General features: G+C 62.4%; 11 protein-coding genes. 6 read left to right on the forward strand and 5 right to left on the reverse strand.

The genetic code is table 11. The annotated features are described in order from the left end of the window. Positions 1-49: 49 nt before the first annotated feature. The 3 genes from ACYG9R_RS26200 to cphA are packed head-to-tail and all read right to left on the reverse strand — an operon-like array spanning position 50 to position 4,655. Entirely contained in the window at positions 50-874 is an 825-nt protein-coding gene (locus tag ACYG9R_RS26200) for a cyanophycinase (protein ID WP_023824884.1), read from the reverse strand. Further along, complete coding sequence (locus ACYG9R_RS26205) at positions 871-1,770, reverse strand: isoaspartyl peptidase/L-asparaginase family protein (RefSeq protein WP_023738739.1); 900 nt, start codon at positions 1,768-1,770, stop codon at positions 871-873. Before ACYG9R_RS26205 ends, ACYG9R_RS26200 begins: the two co-directional genes overlap by 4 nt. Further along, positions 1,770-4,655 carry a cyanophycin synthetase gene (gene cphA, locus ACYG9R_RS26210; RefSeq protein ID WP_245260121.1) on the reverse strand — a complete coding sequence of 962 codons (2,886 nt, stop codon included), beginning with the start codon at positions 4,653-4,655 and terminating at the stop codon, positions 1,770-1,772. The genes ACYG9R_RS26205 and cphA overlap by 1 nt, the downstream gene beginning before the upstream one ends. A gap of 548 nt (positions 4,656-5,203) precedes the next feature. On the opposite strand from cphA, the gene sdhD reads away from it, so the two are divergent. After that, entirely contained in the window at positions 5,204-5,593 is a 390-nt protein-coding gene (gene sdhD, locus ACYG9R_RS26215; protein WP_023688545.1) for a succinate dehydrogenase, hydrophobic membrane anchor protein, read from the forward strand. Between the two features lie 103 nt (positions 5,594-5,696). On the opposite strand, the gene ctaD is transcribed toward sdhD, so the two are convergent. Continuing rightward, positions 5,697-7,355 (reverse strand): cytochrome c oxidase subunit I, encoded by a 1,659-nt coding sequence (ctaD, locus tag ACYG9R_RS26220; protein ID WP_023693467.1) that lies wholly within the window; start codon positions 7,353-7,355, stop codon positions 5,697-5,699. Between the two features lie 311 nt (positions 7,356-7,666). Here ctaD and ACYG9R_RS26225 point away from each other — a divergent pair, with 311 nt between their 5' ends. From ACYG9R_RS26225 to ACYG9R_RS26245, 5 genes are all read left to right on the forward strand, one after another. After that, entirely contained in the window at positions 7,667-8,494 is an 828-nt protein-coding gene (locus ACYG9R_RS26225; RefSeq protein WP_352444208.1) for a DUF2243 domain-containing protein, read from the forward strand. A gap of 30 nt (positions 8,495-8,524) precedes the next feature. Continuing rightward, complete coding sequence (locus ACYG9R_RS26230; RefSeq protein WP_023824881.1) at positions 8,525-9,901, forward strand: NAD(P)/FAD-dependent oxidoreductase; 1,377 nt, start codon at positions 8,525-8,527, stop codon at positions 9,899-9,901. Between the two features lie 243 nt (positions 9,902-10,144). Continuing rightward, on the forward strand, positions 10,145-11,659 hold the full coding sequence (locus tag ACYG9R_RS26235; RefSeq protein ID WP_023824880.1) for a protein adenylyltransferase SelO: 1,515 nt from the start codon (positions 10,145-10,147) through the stop codon (positions 11,657-11,659). A 685-nt stretch (positions 11,660-12,344) separates the two neighbouring features. Then, positions 12,345-12,530, forward strand: coding sequence for a hypothetical protein (locus ACYG9R_RS26240; RefSeq protein ID WP_023682450.1), 186 nt, complete (start codon positions 12,345-12,347; stop codon positions 12,528-12,530). Between the two features lie 2 nt (positions 12,531-12,532). Next, a complete protein-coding gene (locus ACYG9R_RS26245; protein WP_081726098.1) occupies positions 12,533-12,733 on the forward strand; it encodes a hypothetical protein in 201 nt (66 codons plus the stop codon). Positions 12,734-13,334: 601 nt separating this feature from the next. On the opposite strand, the gene ACYG9R_RS26250 is transcribed toward ACYG9R_RS26245, so the two are convergent. After that, positions 13,335-13,493: a hypothetical protein gene (locus ACYG9R_RS26250; RefSeq protein WP_023672685.1), complete on the reverse strand. Its 159-nt coding sequence runs from the start codon at positions 13,491-13,493 to the stop codon at positions 13,335-13,337. Positions 13,494-13,631 lie beyond the last annotated feature (138 nt).

The raw sequence follows: 13,631 nt of genomic DNA on the forward strand, positions 1-13,631 counted from the left end.
TCGCGGTACGCGGACCGCGCCACACCATCAGCTTGAGTGTGGCGAAGTCTTACGGAAGCCCCACCGGCCGTCGCAGCGCGAGATCGAACGCATCGCCTGAGCTCAGCACGTGAACCCTCAGATCATGAATCGAAAGGGCGGCATCAGGCTCACCTTCCGCGATGTTGGAATGGGTCACGCCGGCTGCATCGACCAGATAGACAGCGCCGCTGCCGATGACCTTGAACATCTCGCCCTTCACCACGATCGCCGTGTCTTCATCGATGCCGATGCCGAGGACGCGCGGGTTCTGCGACACCGCCCCGATGAGCCGCCCAATGCGGCCCCGTTCCGCAAAGTGCTGGTCGATGATGACATTCGGCAGCAGGCCCAGTCCCGGCGCCATCCGAATGTGGCCGATCCGAAAGGACGCTGCGTTCGGCCCCTTCACCATCATCGTGTCGCTCATGACCGACGCGCCCGCGGAGGTGCCGGCAATGACGCCTCCGGCTTCATAGATTTCGTGCACCCGCTCGTCGATGGGCGTGTCGCCGATCTGGCTGGTGATCCGGAGCTGGTCGCCGCCGGAGAAGAACACCGCACTCACGTCTGCGAGCGCACTTATTTTCGTTTCATGAGCTGCCTCGAGGCGGTCGTTGACGTAGAGCTCGATGACATCCTTGATGCCCAGTTCACCGAAGGACCTCTGATACTTCTCGAGATAGCCATCCGGCTCATGAGACGCGATGGTGGCAAGCACCAGGCGGCCGTTCGGAACCAGGCTCGCCACCTCCTTCAAGATGACACGATCGCCATCATGGTCCTCGTGGCCGCCGATGATGACGAGCGTTCCGGCTTTACCGTTCGAGGATCGTTTTTTCTTCTTGTCGGTCATTTGTCCACGTCTTTCTTGCGCAGGAAAACGTGTGGGTGGTTGTCCTCGCTGGTCATGAATGCGACTGCGAACTCCCTGCTGTTATGCGCCCATCCAGACACGCCGGTCGCGGTAAGCACGATGGCTCCGGCTTCGCCGCCGATCGCCTCGACTTCCTTGAGCGCGGGATTCAGCACCTGCTCCAGGCCGCCTTCAGCCTGCCCCGAGGACAATGCCTGCCGCGCCGAGAGTGCCTGCATGACACGGGCCGCGAGAGCCTTTCGCGCAATATGCTCACCGTCTCCCGAGAAGGCGACGGCTCCCAATTGGTTGTCGGCATAGTAGCCGCAACCGGGTTGCGGAGAATCCCCCACACGACCCGGAGCACTGCCGTCCAGTCCGCCGGTCGAAGTGCCCACGGCGATGTCCCCGTACTGATCCAGGGCAACCACACCGATCGTATCCTTCGCCTCCGACTTGCTGGAGGCGTCGCGCTGCTGCGGCGTGATCAAATCCGCCGGATCGCAAAGCTCCAGCTGCTTGTCGGCGGCGAAACGCCGGGCCCCCTCCGACGCCAGCAGGATCGGCTCCTCATGCAGCATGGCCTTCGCGACACTGATTGGATGGCGCACGCCCTTGATCACTGCGACGGCACCTACATTGAAGTCCCTGCCCTCCATCAGGCCAGCGCACATCTCGACCTCGCCGTCCGAATTGAGGGCACTTCCATATCCCGCATTGAATGTCGGGTCGGCCTCGAGGACGCGACCGGCAGCTTCCACGGCATCGACCGCCGTTCCGCCGCCGGCCAGGACGGCCCGACCTGCCTCGAGCGCCTCGATGCATCCGTTGCGATGCGCCTCCTCCTCTTGCGGATCGATCTCCTTGGCGCCGCCGTGCAGGATCAGCGACCACATCAGCCAGCCCTCAGATGGCGAATATGGGTCTGATCGGGCCCTCCCCTCGAAGGCGTCGCGCCTCCGAAGCCGGTTACTTGCCGCCACACGGCTTCAACGTCGTCGACGGTCAGCACGACAAGGTCGTTTTCCCGTGCAAGCCGGAGACACACGTCGACGGCCTCCTTCTCGGGACAGACGGCGTGAATGCGGCCTGGGGCGCAGCCGGCGTTCAAGGCACCTTCCCGCAGCAAGCCGGCGATCGCTCCGGGGGCTCGGCCGCGCAGCTCCTGCTCATCCTCCTTGAAGACGATGACGTCGAATATCCGCGAAGCGATCGCGCCCATCTCGCGGATGTCGCAATCGCGGCGGTCGCCCGGTATGGCGACCAGGCCGATCGTGCGCTGATAGCCGCGCCTCATGTGGGAAACGAGCTTTCCGAGCGCCCTCAGCCCCTCCGGATTGTGCGCATAGTCGACGATCGTGCGGAAACCATGCCCGTCGAAGACGTTGAGGCGACCGGGAGATTGCTCGAACGAGGTGCCAAACTCCGCCAGCGCCGCCCGGATCGTTGCCGCCGGAACGTCGTGGCAATGCGCCATAGCGACGGCTGCCAGGCTGTTGGCAACGTTGAATTCGGCCGAACCCTCGAAGGTCGCGGGAATTTCGTCGACGCTCATCAGGAACATCGATTCCCCATCCTCGTGGATGAAAATGTCCCAGCCGTCGCTGCTGGGCTCCCGCGTCACGGCGCGGCCGCCTTCCGCCAGGTGGCTGCGCAAGAAACCGGGCCACTCGCTCCTGCTCGCCAGCGAGAAGTAGCAGATCCTGCCGCCGGCATCTCGCGACATTGCGGACGTGTGGACGTCGTCGGCATTAAGAATGCTCCATCCGCCGCGGCGGACGGACTCGACCACGACCGATTTCACCTCCGCCAGGTCCTCGATCGTGTCGATGCCCCTCAGCCCGAGATGGTCGCCGTGGACGTTCAGAACCGCGCCAACATCGCATGCATCGAAGGCAAGCCCTTCGCGCAGGATGCCGCCGCGCGCACATTCCAGCACCGCGACATCGACACCCGGCTCGCGCAGCACGATCCTGGCGCTCTGCGGACCGGAGCAGTCCCCTGTCATGATCCGCTCGCCGTTCAAGTAGACGCCGGTGGTGGAGGTGAGCCCGACGGTTGCCCCATTCGCCTGCAGGATGTGCGCCAGCATCCGGGCAGTGGTCGACTTGCCGTTGGTTCCCGTGATCGCGAAGATCGGAATCCGGCCGTCCTTGCCGCCTTTGAAGAGAAGATCGAGCACGGGCCGTGCGACGTTGCGGGCGCGCCCCGACGAGGGTTCGAGATGCATGCGAAAGCCAGGACCGGCATTCACCTCTATGATGCCGCCGCCGGTTTCGCTCACCGGCCGTGAGATGTCGGGACAGACGAAGTCGATCCCGGCAATGTCGAGGCCGACGATCTGTGCCGCCCGCCTGGCGATCAGCGCGTTTTCGGGATGGATTTCTTCCGTTCGGTCGATCGCGGTCCCACCGGTGGAGAGATTGGCGGTGGGCCGCAAGAGCACCATTTGACCCGGCGCTGGAACGCTCGCCAGGGTGAGCTGCGATTTTGACAGGAAATGCTCGACACATTCGTCGATCTCGATGCGGGTCAATACCGAGGAATGGCCCTCTCCCCTTCGTGGGTCGCGGTTCGTCTCCTCGACGAGCTCGGCGACAGAACTCCGGCCATCGCCGACCACATGGGCCGGAACCCTCTCGGCAAGCGCCACCACCTTTCCGCCGATCACCAGGATCCTGTGGTCCGAGCCGACGAAATGCTGCTCGACGATAACGCTACGGCTGTGTTCTCGCGCCTGTTCGAAGCCCCAGCGGACCTCGTCTTCTGTTGCCAGACCGATGTTGACGCCGCTTCCATGATTGCCATCGAGTGGTTTGGTGACCACGGGGTAGCCCAGCCGTGCTGCCGCCGCGACTGCGTCCTGCGCCGATCGCACCAGCTCCCCGCGTGGCACCGGCAGGCCGGCCTGTTGCAGCAGGAATTTGGTCAGGTCCTTATCCGAGGCGATCTCGGTCGCAATCTCGGAAGTGAGGTCGCTGCAACTGGCGCGGATGCGCTTCTGATGCTTTCCGTGACCAAACAGCACGAGGCTGCTGTCGTCGATCCGCGCCGCCGGAATGCCTCGCCTCTCGGCCTCGCGCACCAAGGAAGCAGTCGTAGGCCCCAAGGCACGCTCGGCGGCCAGAAGCTTGAGCTGCTGCAGCCTGGCTGCGAACTCGAATGGCCCCTGCGTTTCCGCAATGTCGCCGAGCCCCTCGACACCATGCAGATTGGCCGGCAGCAGGCTGTCCACCAGTTCGAGCGCGACGCGTCCGGCGAGCAGCCCGACAAGCTCATCCTTGTAGGCGAACATGACGTTGTAAGTGCCGGGACTGCCTTTGACCGACCGTGTCTTTCCTCGTGTTACTCGGTGACCGAGCATGCTCTGCAGTTCCAGGGCGACATGCTCGACGACGTGGCCGAGCCAGGTTCCTTCCTGCATGCGGCGGACGAAGCCGCCGGCGGCGCCATAGCTACAGCCATGGCCCGCAAGGCCGGGCAACAGTCGGACGATTTGTTCGGAAAACCCAGGCAGTTTGTCTGTCGGGAACGCCTCAAGTGCTCCGAGGTCGATCCGAATCTGGACCATTGGCGTCATGCTATAGAGGTGCGGCCCGCGAAACACACGGGCGTCCACGACGCGGATAGGGCGAAAACGCGAGGCGCCCCGATGAATTTCTTTGTCCGACATAGTCCGTTTCTCCTGACTAACTCCGCAACATCCGGAGGATCGGTTAGTTCCCGGCCTTTCAGCCCAAATATTTTTGCAGGAGAGAGAAACAAAAGTGGCCGTTAACATATGTTGGCCCAAGAACACCCTCTGGTCATCTCGGCCACGTGCGGTCGCTGTTCTGAGGGCTACTTATCTCTCGGGACGAGGCGGGCCAAGCATTCGCTCCTCTTCACAATCATTCGCCGGGCACACCGCGGCCGTTGAGCTAGTGCCCGGCTTTGCTCATGGCGACCCATTGTGCGGGTGCAGCACTGAGGCATTAATCTTCAGCACGCCTTCGGCACCCGGGAACATTTCCAGACGCGTCAGGTTTGGAACCATCCTTGCACCGGAACTACAGCCATGCAGAGTCGAAAATCGGTGAAGGCCGCGCTTGTCAAGGAGATCGACGCGGTCCGCCTTCGTATCTCGCTGCTTGAAAGCGAGCTATGCAGAGATGGCAGACCCAGGCAAATTGGATGGCGTTCAGGATACGAACTGAACGCCCACAAAGCCCGCCTTGCTCGACTGGAGACCGTGCTTGCCCAATATCCGTCGGCACCGACGGCCCGGGCATCGAAACAGCAACAGCTTGAGTTGCGCGCAAGGCAACCAAGTAGTTTTGGGGAAACGCCATGGCTGACAGACCCTCAATCAGAACTCCGCTAGCTCGAGTGCGGGGCCTTGGATCGGCGAAACACGGAACCGAAACGTTCATGCTGGAGCGGCTGACATCTGCTGCCCTGTTGATCCTTGTCATTTACATCGTCGCGATCGTTATAATGCTGGTCGGTGAGCCTCGAGACGCCGTCCTCAGCGTCGTAGGATCGATCTATGTCGCGCCAGCCCTTATTGGCTTCATTCTCGTAAGCTGCGTTCACATGCGGCTTGGAATGCAATCGATCATCGAAGATTACTGCCATGCCACCGTGCTCAAATCGCTTCTTCTGATCGCCAATTGGTTGTTCTGCTGGGCAGTCGCGCTCGCAAGCTTGTTCGCTGTGCTGTTAATCAGCTTCAGATAGCGATCCGGTTCTCAGCTGCAGCCAGCGTCTGCCACCGGCAGGCTGAAGTTCGCCTCAGCGGCGAACCGGGCTTGCTTGCGCAAAGGAGTTCGACAACCCGGCCTCATCTGATTTGCGGCAGCCTGTCCCATTGATGGAAAGGGGGTGGAGAGGTCAGCTCCCACTCCAATGTGGTAGCTCCTGGCCCCCATGGGTTCATGCCGGCGGCTCTTTGCCGGTAGAAAGCTTCCAAGATGCCGAAGAGGAAAATCACGACACTCGCGGCCGACAGGTACGATCCATACGAGGACACCATGTTCCAGCCGGCGAATGCGTCGGGATAGTCGACATAGCGACGCGGCATGCCCGCCAATCCAAGGAAGTGATGGGGGAAGAAGACGAGGTTCACGCCGACGAAGGTCGTCCAGAAATGGACCCCAGCCAGAAGCGGATTGTAGAGATATCCCGTCATTTTCGGAAACCAGTAATACCAGCCCGCGAAGATGCCGAAGATCGCTCCCAGTGAAAGTATGTAGTGGAAATGCGCGACGACGAAGTATGTGTCGTGCAATTCACGGTCGAGGCCGGCATTTGCGAGTTGAACGCCCGTCACCCCGCCCACGGTGAACAGGAATATGAAGCCGAGGGCCCAGAGCATCGGCGTCCGCAGGCTGACCGAACCGCCCCACATGGTTGCAATCCAGGAGAACACTTTTATCCCGGTCGGCACTGCGATCACCATCGTGGCGAAGGTGAAGTAGCGCTGCGTGTCGAGGCCTATCCCGCTGGTGTACATATGGTGGGCCCAGACGACGAAGCCGATCACCCCGATCGCCACGATTGCGTAGACCATCCCGAGATACCCGAAGATCGGCTTTCGCGAGAAGGTCGAGATCACCTGGCTGACGATGCCGAACGCCGGCAGGATCATGATGTAGACTTCCGGGTGGCCGAAGAACCAGAAGAGATGCTGGTACAGCAGCGGGTCGCCTCCGCCGTCCGGCGCGAAGAACGTGGTTCCGAAATTGCGATCGGTCAGGAGCATGGTGATGGCGCCGGCCAGCACCGGCAGAGCCAGCAGCAGCAGGAAGGCGGTGATGAGGATCGACCACACAAACAGGGGCATCTTGTGCAGGGTCATCCCCGGCGCGCGCATGTTGAAGATGGTGGTGATGAAGTTGATGGCTCCCAGGATCGAGGAGGCGCCCGCAATGTGCAGAGACAGGATGACCAGATCCACGGCGGGACCGGGATGGCCGGAGGTCGACAGCGGCGGGTACAGGAACCAGCCGGTCCCAGGGCCATAGCCGCCGGGGACGCTGGGCATGAAGATCGACAATAAAAGCAACATCAATGCCGGCGGCAGCAGCCAGAACGAGATGTTGTTCATGCGCGGGAAGGCCATGTCGGGGGCGCCGATCATGATCGGAACCATCCAGTTGGCGAAGCCGCCGATCAGGGCGGGCATCACAGTGTAGAAGATCATGATCAGCGCGTGGGCCGTGGTGAAGACGTTGTAAAGCTGCTTGCCGGCGTCGATCGCCGCGTCGCCCTGGTAACCGTAGATCATCGACGCCAGTCCGGGGAAAAACTGGATCCCGGGTTGCTGCAGCTCGATTCGCATGCTCACCGACAAGAGCATGCCGATCACCCCCGCGATGAAAGCGAAGACCAGATAGAGTGTGCCGATGTCCTTGTGGTTGGTCGAAAACAGCCATCGGGTGATGCCGGTCGGCTGGTGGCTGTCGAGACCGTCCGGATCTGCCGCCGTATATTCGTTCATGACCTTCTCCGCTTGAGCCGTCCGTCGCCAGCATCGAACCGTGCTGGAACTTGATTGTTCCCTCCACCGAACCGGCGGTAGGAACATTCCACGGAAGCCGCGGTTAGGTTCCGCGCGGCCGACCCTGCGCGGCTGAGGATCGACGTCCATGCTGGCGATAATTGCTGCGACACTGGTTCTGACTACGGTGGTTGGTGGGCTGATATCCGCCTTCTGGCTCGAGGCGCGTCATGGTCTCCATGACCCCATGCCGCCGGACATGTCGGTGCCCAGGCAACTGAACGCCCCGGCCTGGAGCCGGTGGTCCTGACATGGACGCGATCACCGCGACACTCGACCCGAGAACGCGAGCCGGCTGGCTGCTGCTCGGCTTCGCGCTCGGCGGTTTCTTCGACGGCATCGTCCTGCATCAGATCCTGCAATGGCATCATCTTCTCTCGGGCGTCGCCGATCCGGTGGGTTCCGACCTGCGCTTCCAGATCATGGCCGACGGCCTCTTCCATCTTTGCATGTATGTGCTCGCCGTCGCCGGCACGGTGCTGCTGGTGGCCGCGAGGGCGGCCGGCGCGCGGCCCGGGACCACCACGGAGATCCTGCGGCTCGCCTTCGCCGGGTTCGGCGTCTGGCATGTCGTCGATGCCGTCGTGTTTCACTGGCTGCTGGGTCTGCACCGGATCAAGATGAACAGCGACTTGCCGCTCGCCTGGGATATTGCGTGGCTGGTCATCTTCGGCATCGTGCCGCTTGTGTTGGTGCTGGTGCTGCCCAACCGCGGCGGACCGGCACGCGGTGCTTCGGCAGCGCTTACCAGCATCGTCCTGCTTGCGGGACTGGCAGCCGGCGCCGGCCCGTTCTTCAACGGTGCCGCCAATTCCATCATCGTCTTTCGGGCCGGGATGGAACCGGCGGCGATGATGCGGGCCGTTGAAGTCGCCGACGCCCATCTCAAATGGGTCGACGCCAGCGGCACCATCTGGGCGGTCGACCGCGTCTCATGGCGCGGGTTGGTAGCTCTTCACGCGCGCGGCGCCCTTGTGGTCAGCACGACGCCTGTCATTGCCGGATGCCTTGCCTGGACCGATGCCGCCGGAGTGAGCAGCAGCTCCAGCCGGCAGCGAGGCACTCCTGCCAGGCTATGACTTCCGGACAGGGATAGGGGAGTATCAAGCATGCAATTCGCCACCGAGAGCAGCCACGGCCGGAGCCTGACACCGCGCATCGTCGTGGTCGGCGGAGGCTTTGCCGGTCTGGAGGTTGCCAAGGCGCTCGGCAAGGCGGAAATCGGGGTGACGATCATCGACCGCCACAATCACCACCTGTTCCAGCCCTTGCTCTATCAGGTTGCAACCGCCGCCTTGTCGGCGCCTGATATCGCCGAGCCAATCCGCAAGATCCTGGGCCGCTATCCCTCGGTTCAGGTCCTCTTCGGCGATGTCACCGAGATCGTCACCGAGGCCAGGATACTGGTGCTCGCCGATGGGACCACGGTCCCCTACGACATCCTGGTCTTGGCCACCGGTTCGCAGCCATTCTATTTCGGCCAGGAGAGCTGGGCTCGGGTTTGTCCCGGCTTGAAGACCATCGAGGACGCGCGCACGATCCGGTCACGGCTGCTGCTATCGTTCGAGCACGCGGAACGGACCACCGATCCAGTCGAGCAATCCCGGCTGATGACGATCGCCATTATCGGCGGCGGCCCGACCGGTGTCGAACTGGCGGGCTCGATCGCCGAACTCAGCCGGCACACACTGGCGCGCGACTTCCGCAACATCCGGCCCAAGAAGACAAGGATCATACTGGTAGAAGCCGGCGAGCGTCTGCTCGCCGGATTCGCCCCGGAGCTTTCCAGATATGCACGTCTGCGCCTTGAAAGCCTGGGCGTCGAGGTCGCGCTCGGCAACCGGGTCGAGGCGATCGAAGCGCATCAGATCACCGTCGGCGGCCAGGTGATCCCGGTGGCCTTGACGCTCTGGGCCGCCGGGGTGGCGGCTTCTCCGCTGGTCGCCCAGCTTGGTGTCGGGCTCGACCGCGGCGGTCGGGTGAAGGTCGAATCCGACCTGCAGGTCGTCGGCCATCCCGATGTCTTCGCGCTTGGCGACGTCGCACTGGTCCTCGATGGGAACGGCCAGCCATTGCCGGGTCTTGCCCAGGTCGCCAAGCAGCAGGGCGAGCACCTCGGCAAGGCACTGGCACGCCGGATAGATGCTGGCGATACGCTGCCCGCTTTTGTCTTCAGCAATCGAGGCAACACGGCCATTGTCGGCCGCCACGCTGCCGTGTTCGAATCGGGTAGGCTGAAACTGAAAGGCTGGTTCGCCTGGTCTGCCTGGGCGCTCATCCATGTCTACCTGCTCGTCGGTTTTCAGCACCGCGTTCAGGTCTCGATCCAGTGGCTCTGGCGCTACCTGACCTATGAGCGTGGCGCCCGGCTCATCGCCGAGGAGCGAGTCGAACCGGGTTCGAAATCATCGCCGGGAGCGGCCCCGAGAGAGCCGCTGCCAACCAAGGCAGACGCCGCCCCGGCATTGCACGCCCGCACTGACTAGATTGCCGGGTGCTCAGTTCGGAGACAGTGGCGATGCGGGCGTCAGCTCTGGATTCCGCCACGGCCCGTCGTCCCACGGCAGCCCGAACCTCGATAGTTGAGGCGGGTGGTTCCCAGCTTGTATCCGGTGCCGGCCTGATGGATCCGGATGGCACCAACGACGTTGCGTCCCTATATGAACAAATGAACACAGGCTCCTCGAAACGGGATCTGTTGAACCCCTCCTCTTCAGAGACAGCTCGTCATGACGTCACCTGCGACTGCTGAACAACCCCCGGTCATTCAGACGGGGCTTCCCGCCCTGAGCAACAGCTATGCGCAATTGCCGGAGCGCTTCTTCGCGCAAACAGATCCGAAGCCGGTGTCCGAACCGCGGCTGATCCGGTTCAACCGGCCCCTCGCGGAGGAACTCGGGCTCGATGCCGACCAGCTTACCAGCCCGGATGGAGTGGCGATGCTTGCCGGCAACAGATTTCCGGAAGGGTTGCAAGCAATCGCCCTGGCCTATGCGGGCCACCAGTTCGGAAACTTCGTGCCTCAGCTTGGCGACGGGCGCGCCCTGCTGCTTGGCGAAGTGGTGGACGTCAACGGCGTTCGCCGTGACATCCAGCTGAAAGGATCGGGACCAACGCGGTTCTCGCGCAACGGCGACGGCCGCGCCGCACTCGGCCCTGTCCTGCGCGAATATGTCGTCAGCGAAGCGATGGGGGCGCTCGGCATTCCGACGACGCGAAGCCTTGCGGCGGTGCTCACCGGCGACCCGGTCTATCGCGAGGTCCGGCTGCCCGGCGCCGTCCTGACACGGGTGGCGGCAAGCCATATCAGGATCGGCACGTTCCAATATTTCGCCGCGCGCCACGACACCGAGGCGCTCAAGATACTGGCCGACTATGCCATTCAGCGTCACTTCCCACAGCTGGCGGGGGAAGCACGGCCATACCGGGCTTTGCTGGAGGCCGTTGTCGCCGCACAGGCGGACCTGGTGGCGCGCTGGATGCTGGTCGGCTTCATCCATGGCGTCATGAACACCGACAACATGTCGATCTCGGGCGAGACGATCGACTATGGCCCATGCGCCTTCATGGACGCTTACGACCCCAGCGCGGTGTTCAGTTCGATAGACCGCGCCGGTCGCTATGCCTATGCCAACCAGCCTCGTGTCGCCACATGGAACCTTGCGCGCTTTGCCGAGACCCTGCTGCCGCTCATGAGCACGGACGAGAATGAAGCAGTGTCTGAAGCGGAAGAGGTGCTGAGGTCGTTCCAGGCCTCCTATGAGGCTGTGTTGCAGCGCGGCTTCCGCAGAAAACTCGGACTGCTGACCGAAGCGGAAGGCGACTTGCAGCTCGCTGCCGACTTTCTGGATGTGCTGGCTCGCGGCGAAGCGGATTTTACGCTCGGCTTCCGGCGCCTGGGCGATGACCTCGACGCTGCGGACGGCCAAGGCACGGCGCGGCAGTTGTTTAAGGATCCAGGCTCATTCGATGCCTGGTCGGCGCGGTGGCGCCAGCGCATTGCAAGCGAAGCAGCCGACACGGCCACGCGCCGGGCAGCCATGCAATCCGTCAATCCCAAATTCATCCCCCGCAATCATCGCATCGAGGCGATGATCCAGGCGGCGTTGGGCGGCGACTTCACACCGTTCGAGGAGATCTTGACGGTCGTCAGCCGTCCCTTCGATGAGCAGCCGGGAATGGAACGCTATGCTGAGCCGCCACGCCCGGATGAGCGCGTCCTGCAGACATTCTGCGGTACCTGAGACATTCGTGATGGTCGCTTAACATGTGCAAATGCGGAAGACCCATTTGCAAGCTATCGTCACGGGTACTCTCGTAAGGGCTGAGCTATGACGATCATAGAATTGGCATTCGAATTGCTGGCACGGAAGCTCGTAGACCGTACCGGAATATCAGACGAAGATGCTCGAGACCTTGTCGCAGCCATGGGAGCTGACTGGTCATCGCTCGTGCGAGCAGCGAGGGCGATCAAAGAGACTTAGGTCTTTTGACGTCGTTTTAGCTGCCATCAGCTGCAGGGAGAGCGGACCTGAGGCTGCTGCCGCGATCCAGGCGCGACACCATCACCGATCATGTCAGCAACGTGGTCAAGCACTGTATTTCGGTCGCTCGAAATCGACCGGATACAACACGCTGCTCTCCTGAAAGCCACTGAAGCCCGCTACGCAAGTCGCCGGAAGCTCGCAATAAACTGCGATAGCAGCCCAGTCTTGAGGTTTATATTGCAGGCCCGCATCACTGGCGGGGCGACGCGGGCCTGCCCAGAGATTGCCTGTCCTCGACAAGCAACGCAGGCCCTGCCGTTCGTTGAAATCCGCGTTGGGAGTCAGATTCCGTCGGCACCGAAATCACAGGTGCTGACGAAGCAGACGGAACTTCCCCCCACGATCACGGTTTGGAGTCACGAGACCAACCAAGGAGATGCAGATGTCGAGCAAAATGCCGCCCGTGCCGCCTGAGAACCAGAGCCAGAAGGGTCGAGGAGAAGGGCGACAGATTAGCCACGATGATGCCCAGCACGGCACTCACGGAGCGCCGGATCCGGAGCGCCAAGGGCAGCAAGCCAACACCAAGGTCAACACCACTCATCAGGGCCGTCAGCAGGATCGGTGATCATGTCCACATCGAAGAAACACCCGAACACGATCCGGCAGGGCGGGCCAGGCGCATCGCACGAGAACGCCAGAAAACCCTTACAGATCAACAAGCCCCCGGCGGATGAAGACCGTCGATCCAAAAGCCGAGTTTCAGGGGGTGGCGGTGAAAAGGACAGTCATCATTCGCACAATCCAGCCAAGAAGGGTAGCAACAGTTGAACCCACGGCTTTGTGAATGATTGTGCTAAAGCGCGCCGCGTGTGCATGTCATTGTCTCACAACCGAGCCTTTTTTTGAGTGACATGCATTAGCCGGACCAGGGTGAGGATCAGCGAGTCGAGACGCCCGGAAAAACCGGAGGCCGTGGGCCCGCACCACTGGCGGAGCGATGCGGGCCCGGCCAAGGGTTACGGCCCTCGACCAGCAGCGAGGGGCTCGCTGCCGCATGCAGAACAAGCCCCGTAATTTCAGGTTCCGCTTATATACAAAAAAGCCGGCCACCTTTCGGCAGCCGGCCAGTTCCAACAGAACAAGGGAACGTGCACTGATGGGGCAGTGCAACGCCCGAAGTGTTTCGAGGCGACGATGTTCCACCGGAAATCCACAGATTCGCCGTTTCGATCTACATTGGCCGGATTGAAAGATCTTTGACGATCTCTCCCAAGTTCTCGCGGAGCCCGGTCCGACGTGTGGCGCCCTGTCTGCGCCTTGGCTCTCTATGCGGCCAGCAAGCTCGTCCTTGAAGAATGCCCGCCGCGGCTGCCGCGCGCGTCAAACACCGGCGTGCAATTGGTCGAGCGCGCGGCAGACCGGGGACGCGTCAAGTCGAGCGTCGGTCGACGTAGGTGTAGACGCCGGCCCCAATGGCGACCGCGCCGACCGTGATCACGATCGATGGCGCGCCCATCAAACTGGCAAAGACCGCCCAGATGAGGGCGATGACGATAGCGCCGAGTGTTCCCAGGATCAGTCTCGGCATTGTCTACCCCTCCACGTTCGGGCCGCCTGTGGATGGTCGTCACCCACCGGTCATGCGAAACGCCGCATGAAAGCACAGTGTGGCCCATGAGGTGAAGGGCCGCGCCGGAATACTCCGGTGCGGAAAAGATGATGCCCG

This window comes from Mesorhizobium sp. RSR565B (assembly GCF_054719465.1).

Excerpts from the sequence above, each read along its gene's own strand:
- ACYG9R_RS26200 (WP_023824884.1), bottom strand. The coding sequence starts at position 874 with ATGACCGACAAGAAGAAAAAACGATCCTCGAACGGTAAAGCCGGAACG.
- ACYG9R_RS26205 (WP_023738739.1), bottom strand. The coding sequence starts at position 1,770 with ATGTGGTCGCTGATCCTGCACGGCGGCGCCAAGGAGATCGATCCGCAA.
- cphA (WP_245260121.1), bottom strand. The coding sequence starts at position 4,655 with ATGTTAACGGCCACTTTTGTTTCTCTCTCCTGCAAAAATATTTGGGCT.
- sdhD (WP_023688545.1), top strand. The coding sequence starts at position 5,204 with ATGGCTGACAGACCCTCAATCAGAACTCCGCTAGCTCGAGTGCGGGGC.
- ctaD (WP_023693467.1), bottom strand. The coding sequence starts at position 7,355 with ATGAACGAATATACGGCGGCAGATCCGGACGGTCTCGACAGCCACCAG.
- ACYG9R_RS26225 (WP_352444208.1), top strand. The coding sequence starts at position 7,667 with ATGGACGCGATCACCGCGACACTCGACCCGAGAACGCGAGCCGGCTGG.
- ACYG9R_RS26230 (WP_023824881.1), top strand. The coding sequence starts at position 8,525 with ATGCAATTCGCCACCGAGAGCAGCCACGGCCGGAGCCTGACACCGCGC.
- ACYG9R_RS26235 (WP_023824880.1), top strand. The coding sequence starts at position 10,145 with ATGACGTCACCTGCGACTGCTGAACAACCCCCGGTCATTCAGACGGGG.
- ACYG9R_RS26240 (WP_023682450.1), top strand. The coding sequence starts at position 12,345 with ATGTCGAGCAAAATGCCGCCCGTGCCGCCTGAGAACCAGAGCCAGAAG.
- ACYG9R_RS26245 (WP_081726098.1), top strand. The coding sequence starts at position 12,533 with ATGTCCACATCGAAGAAACACCCGAACACGATCCGGCAGGGCGGGCCA.
- ACYG9R_RS26250 (WP_023672685.1), bottom strand. The coding sequence starts at position 13,493 with ATGCCGAGACTGATCCTGGGAACACTCGGCGCTATCGTCATCGCCCTC.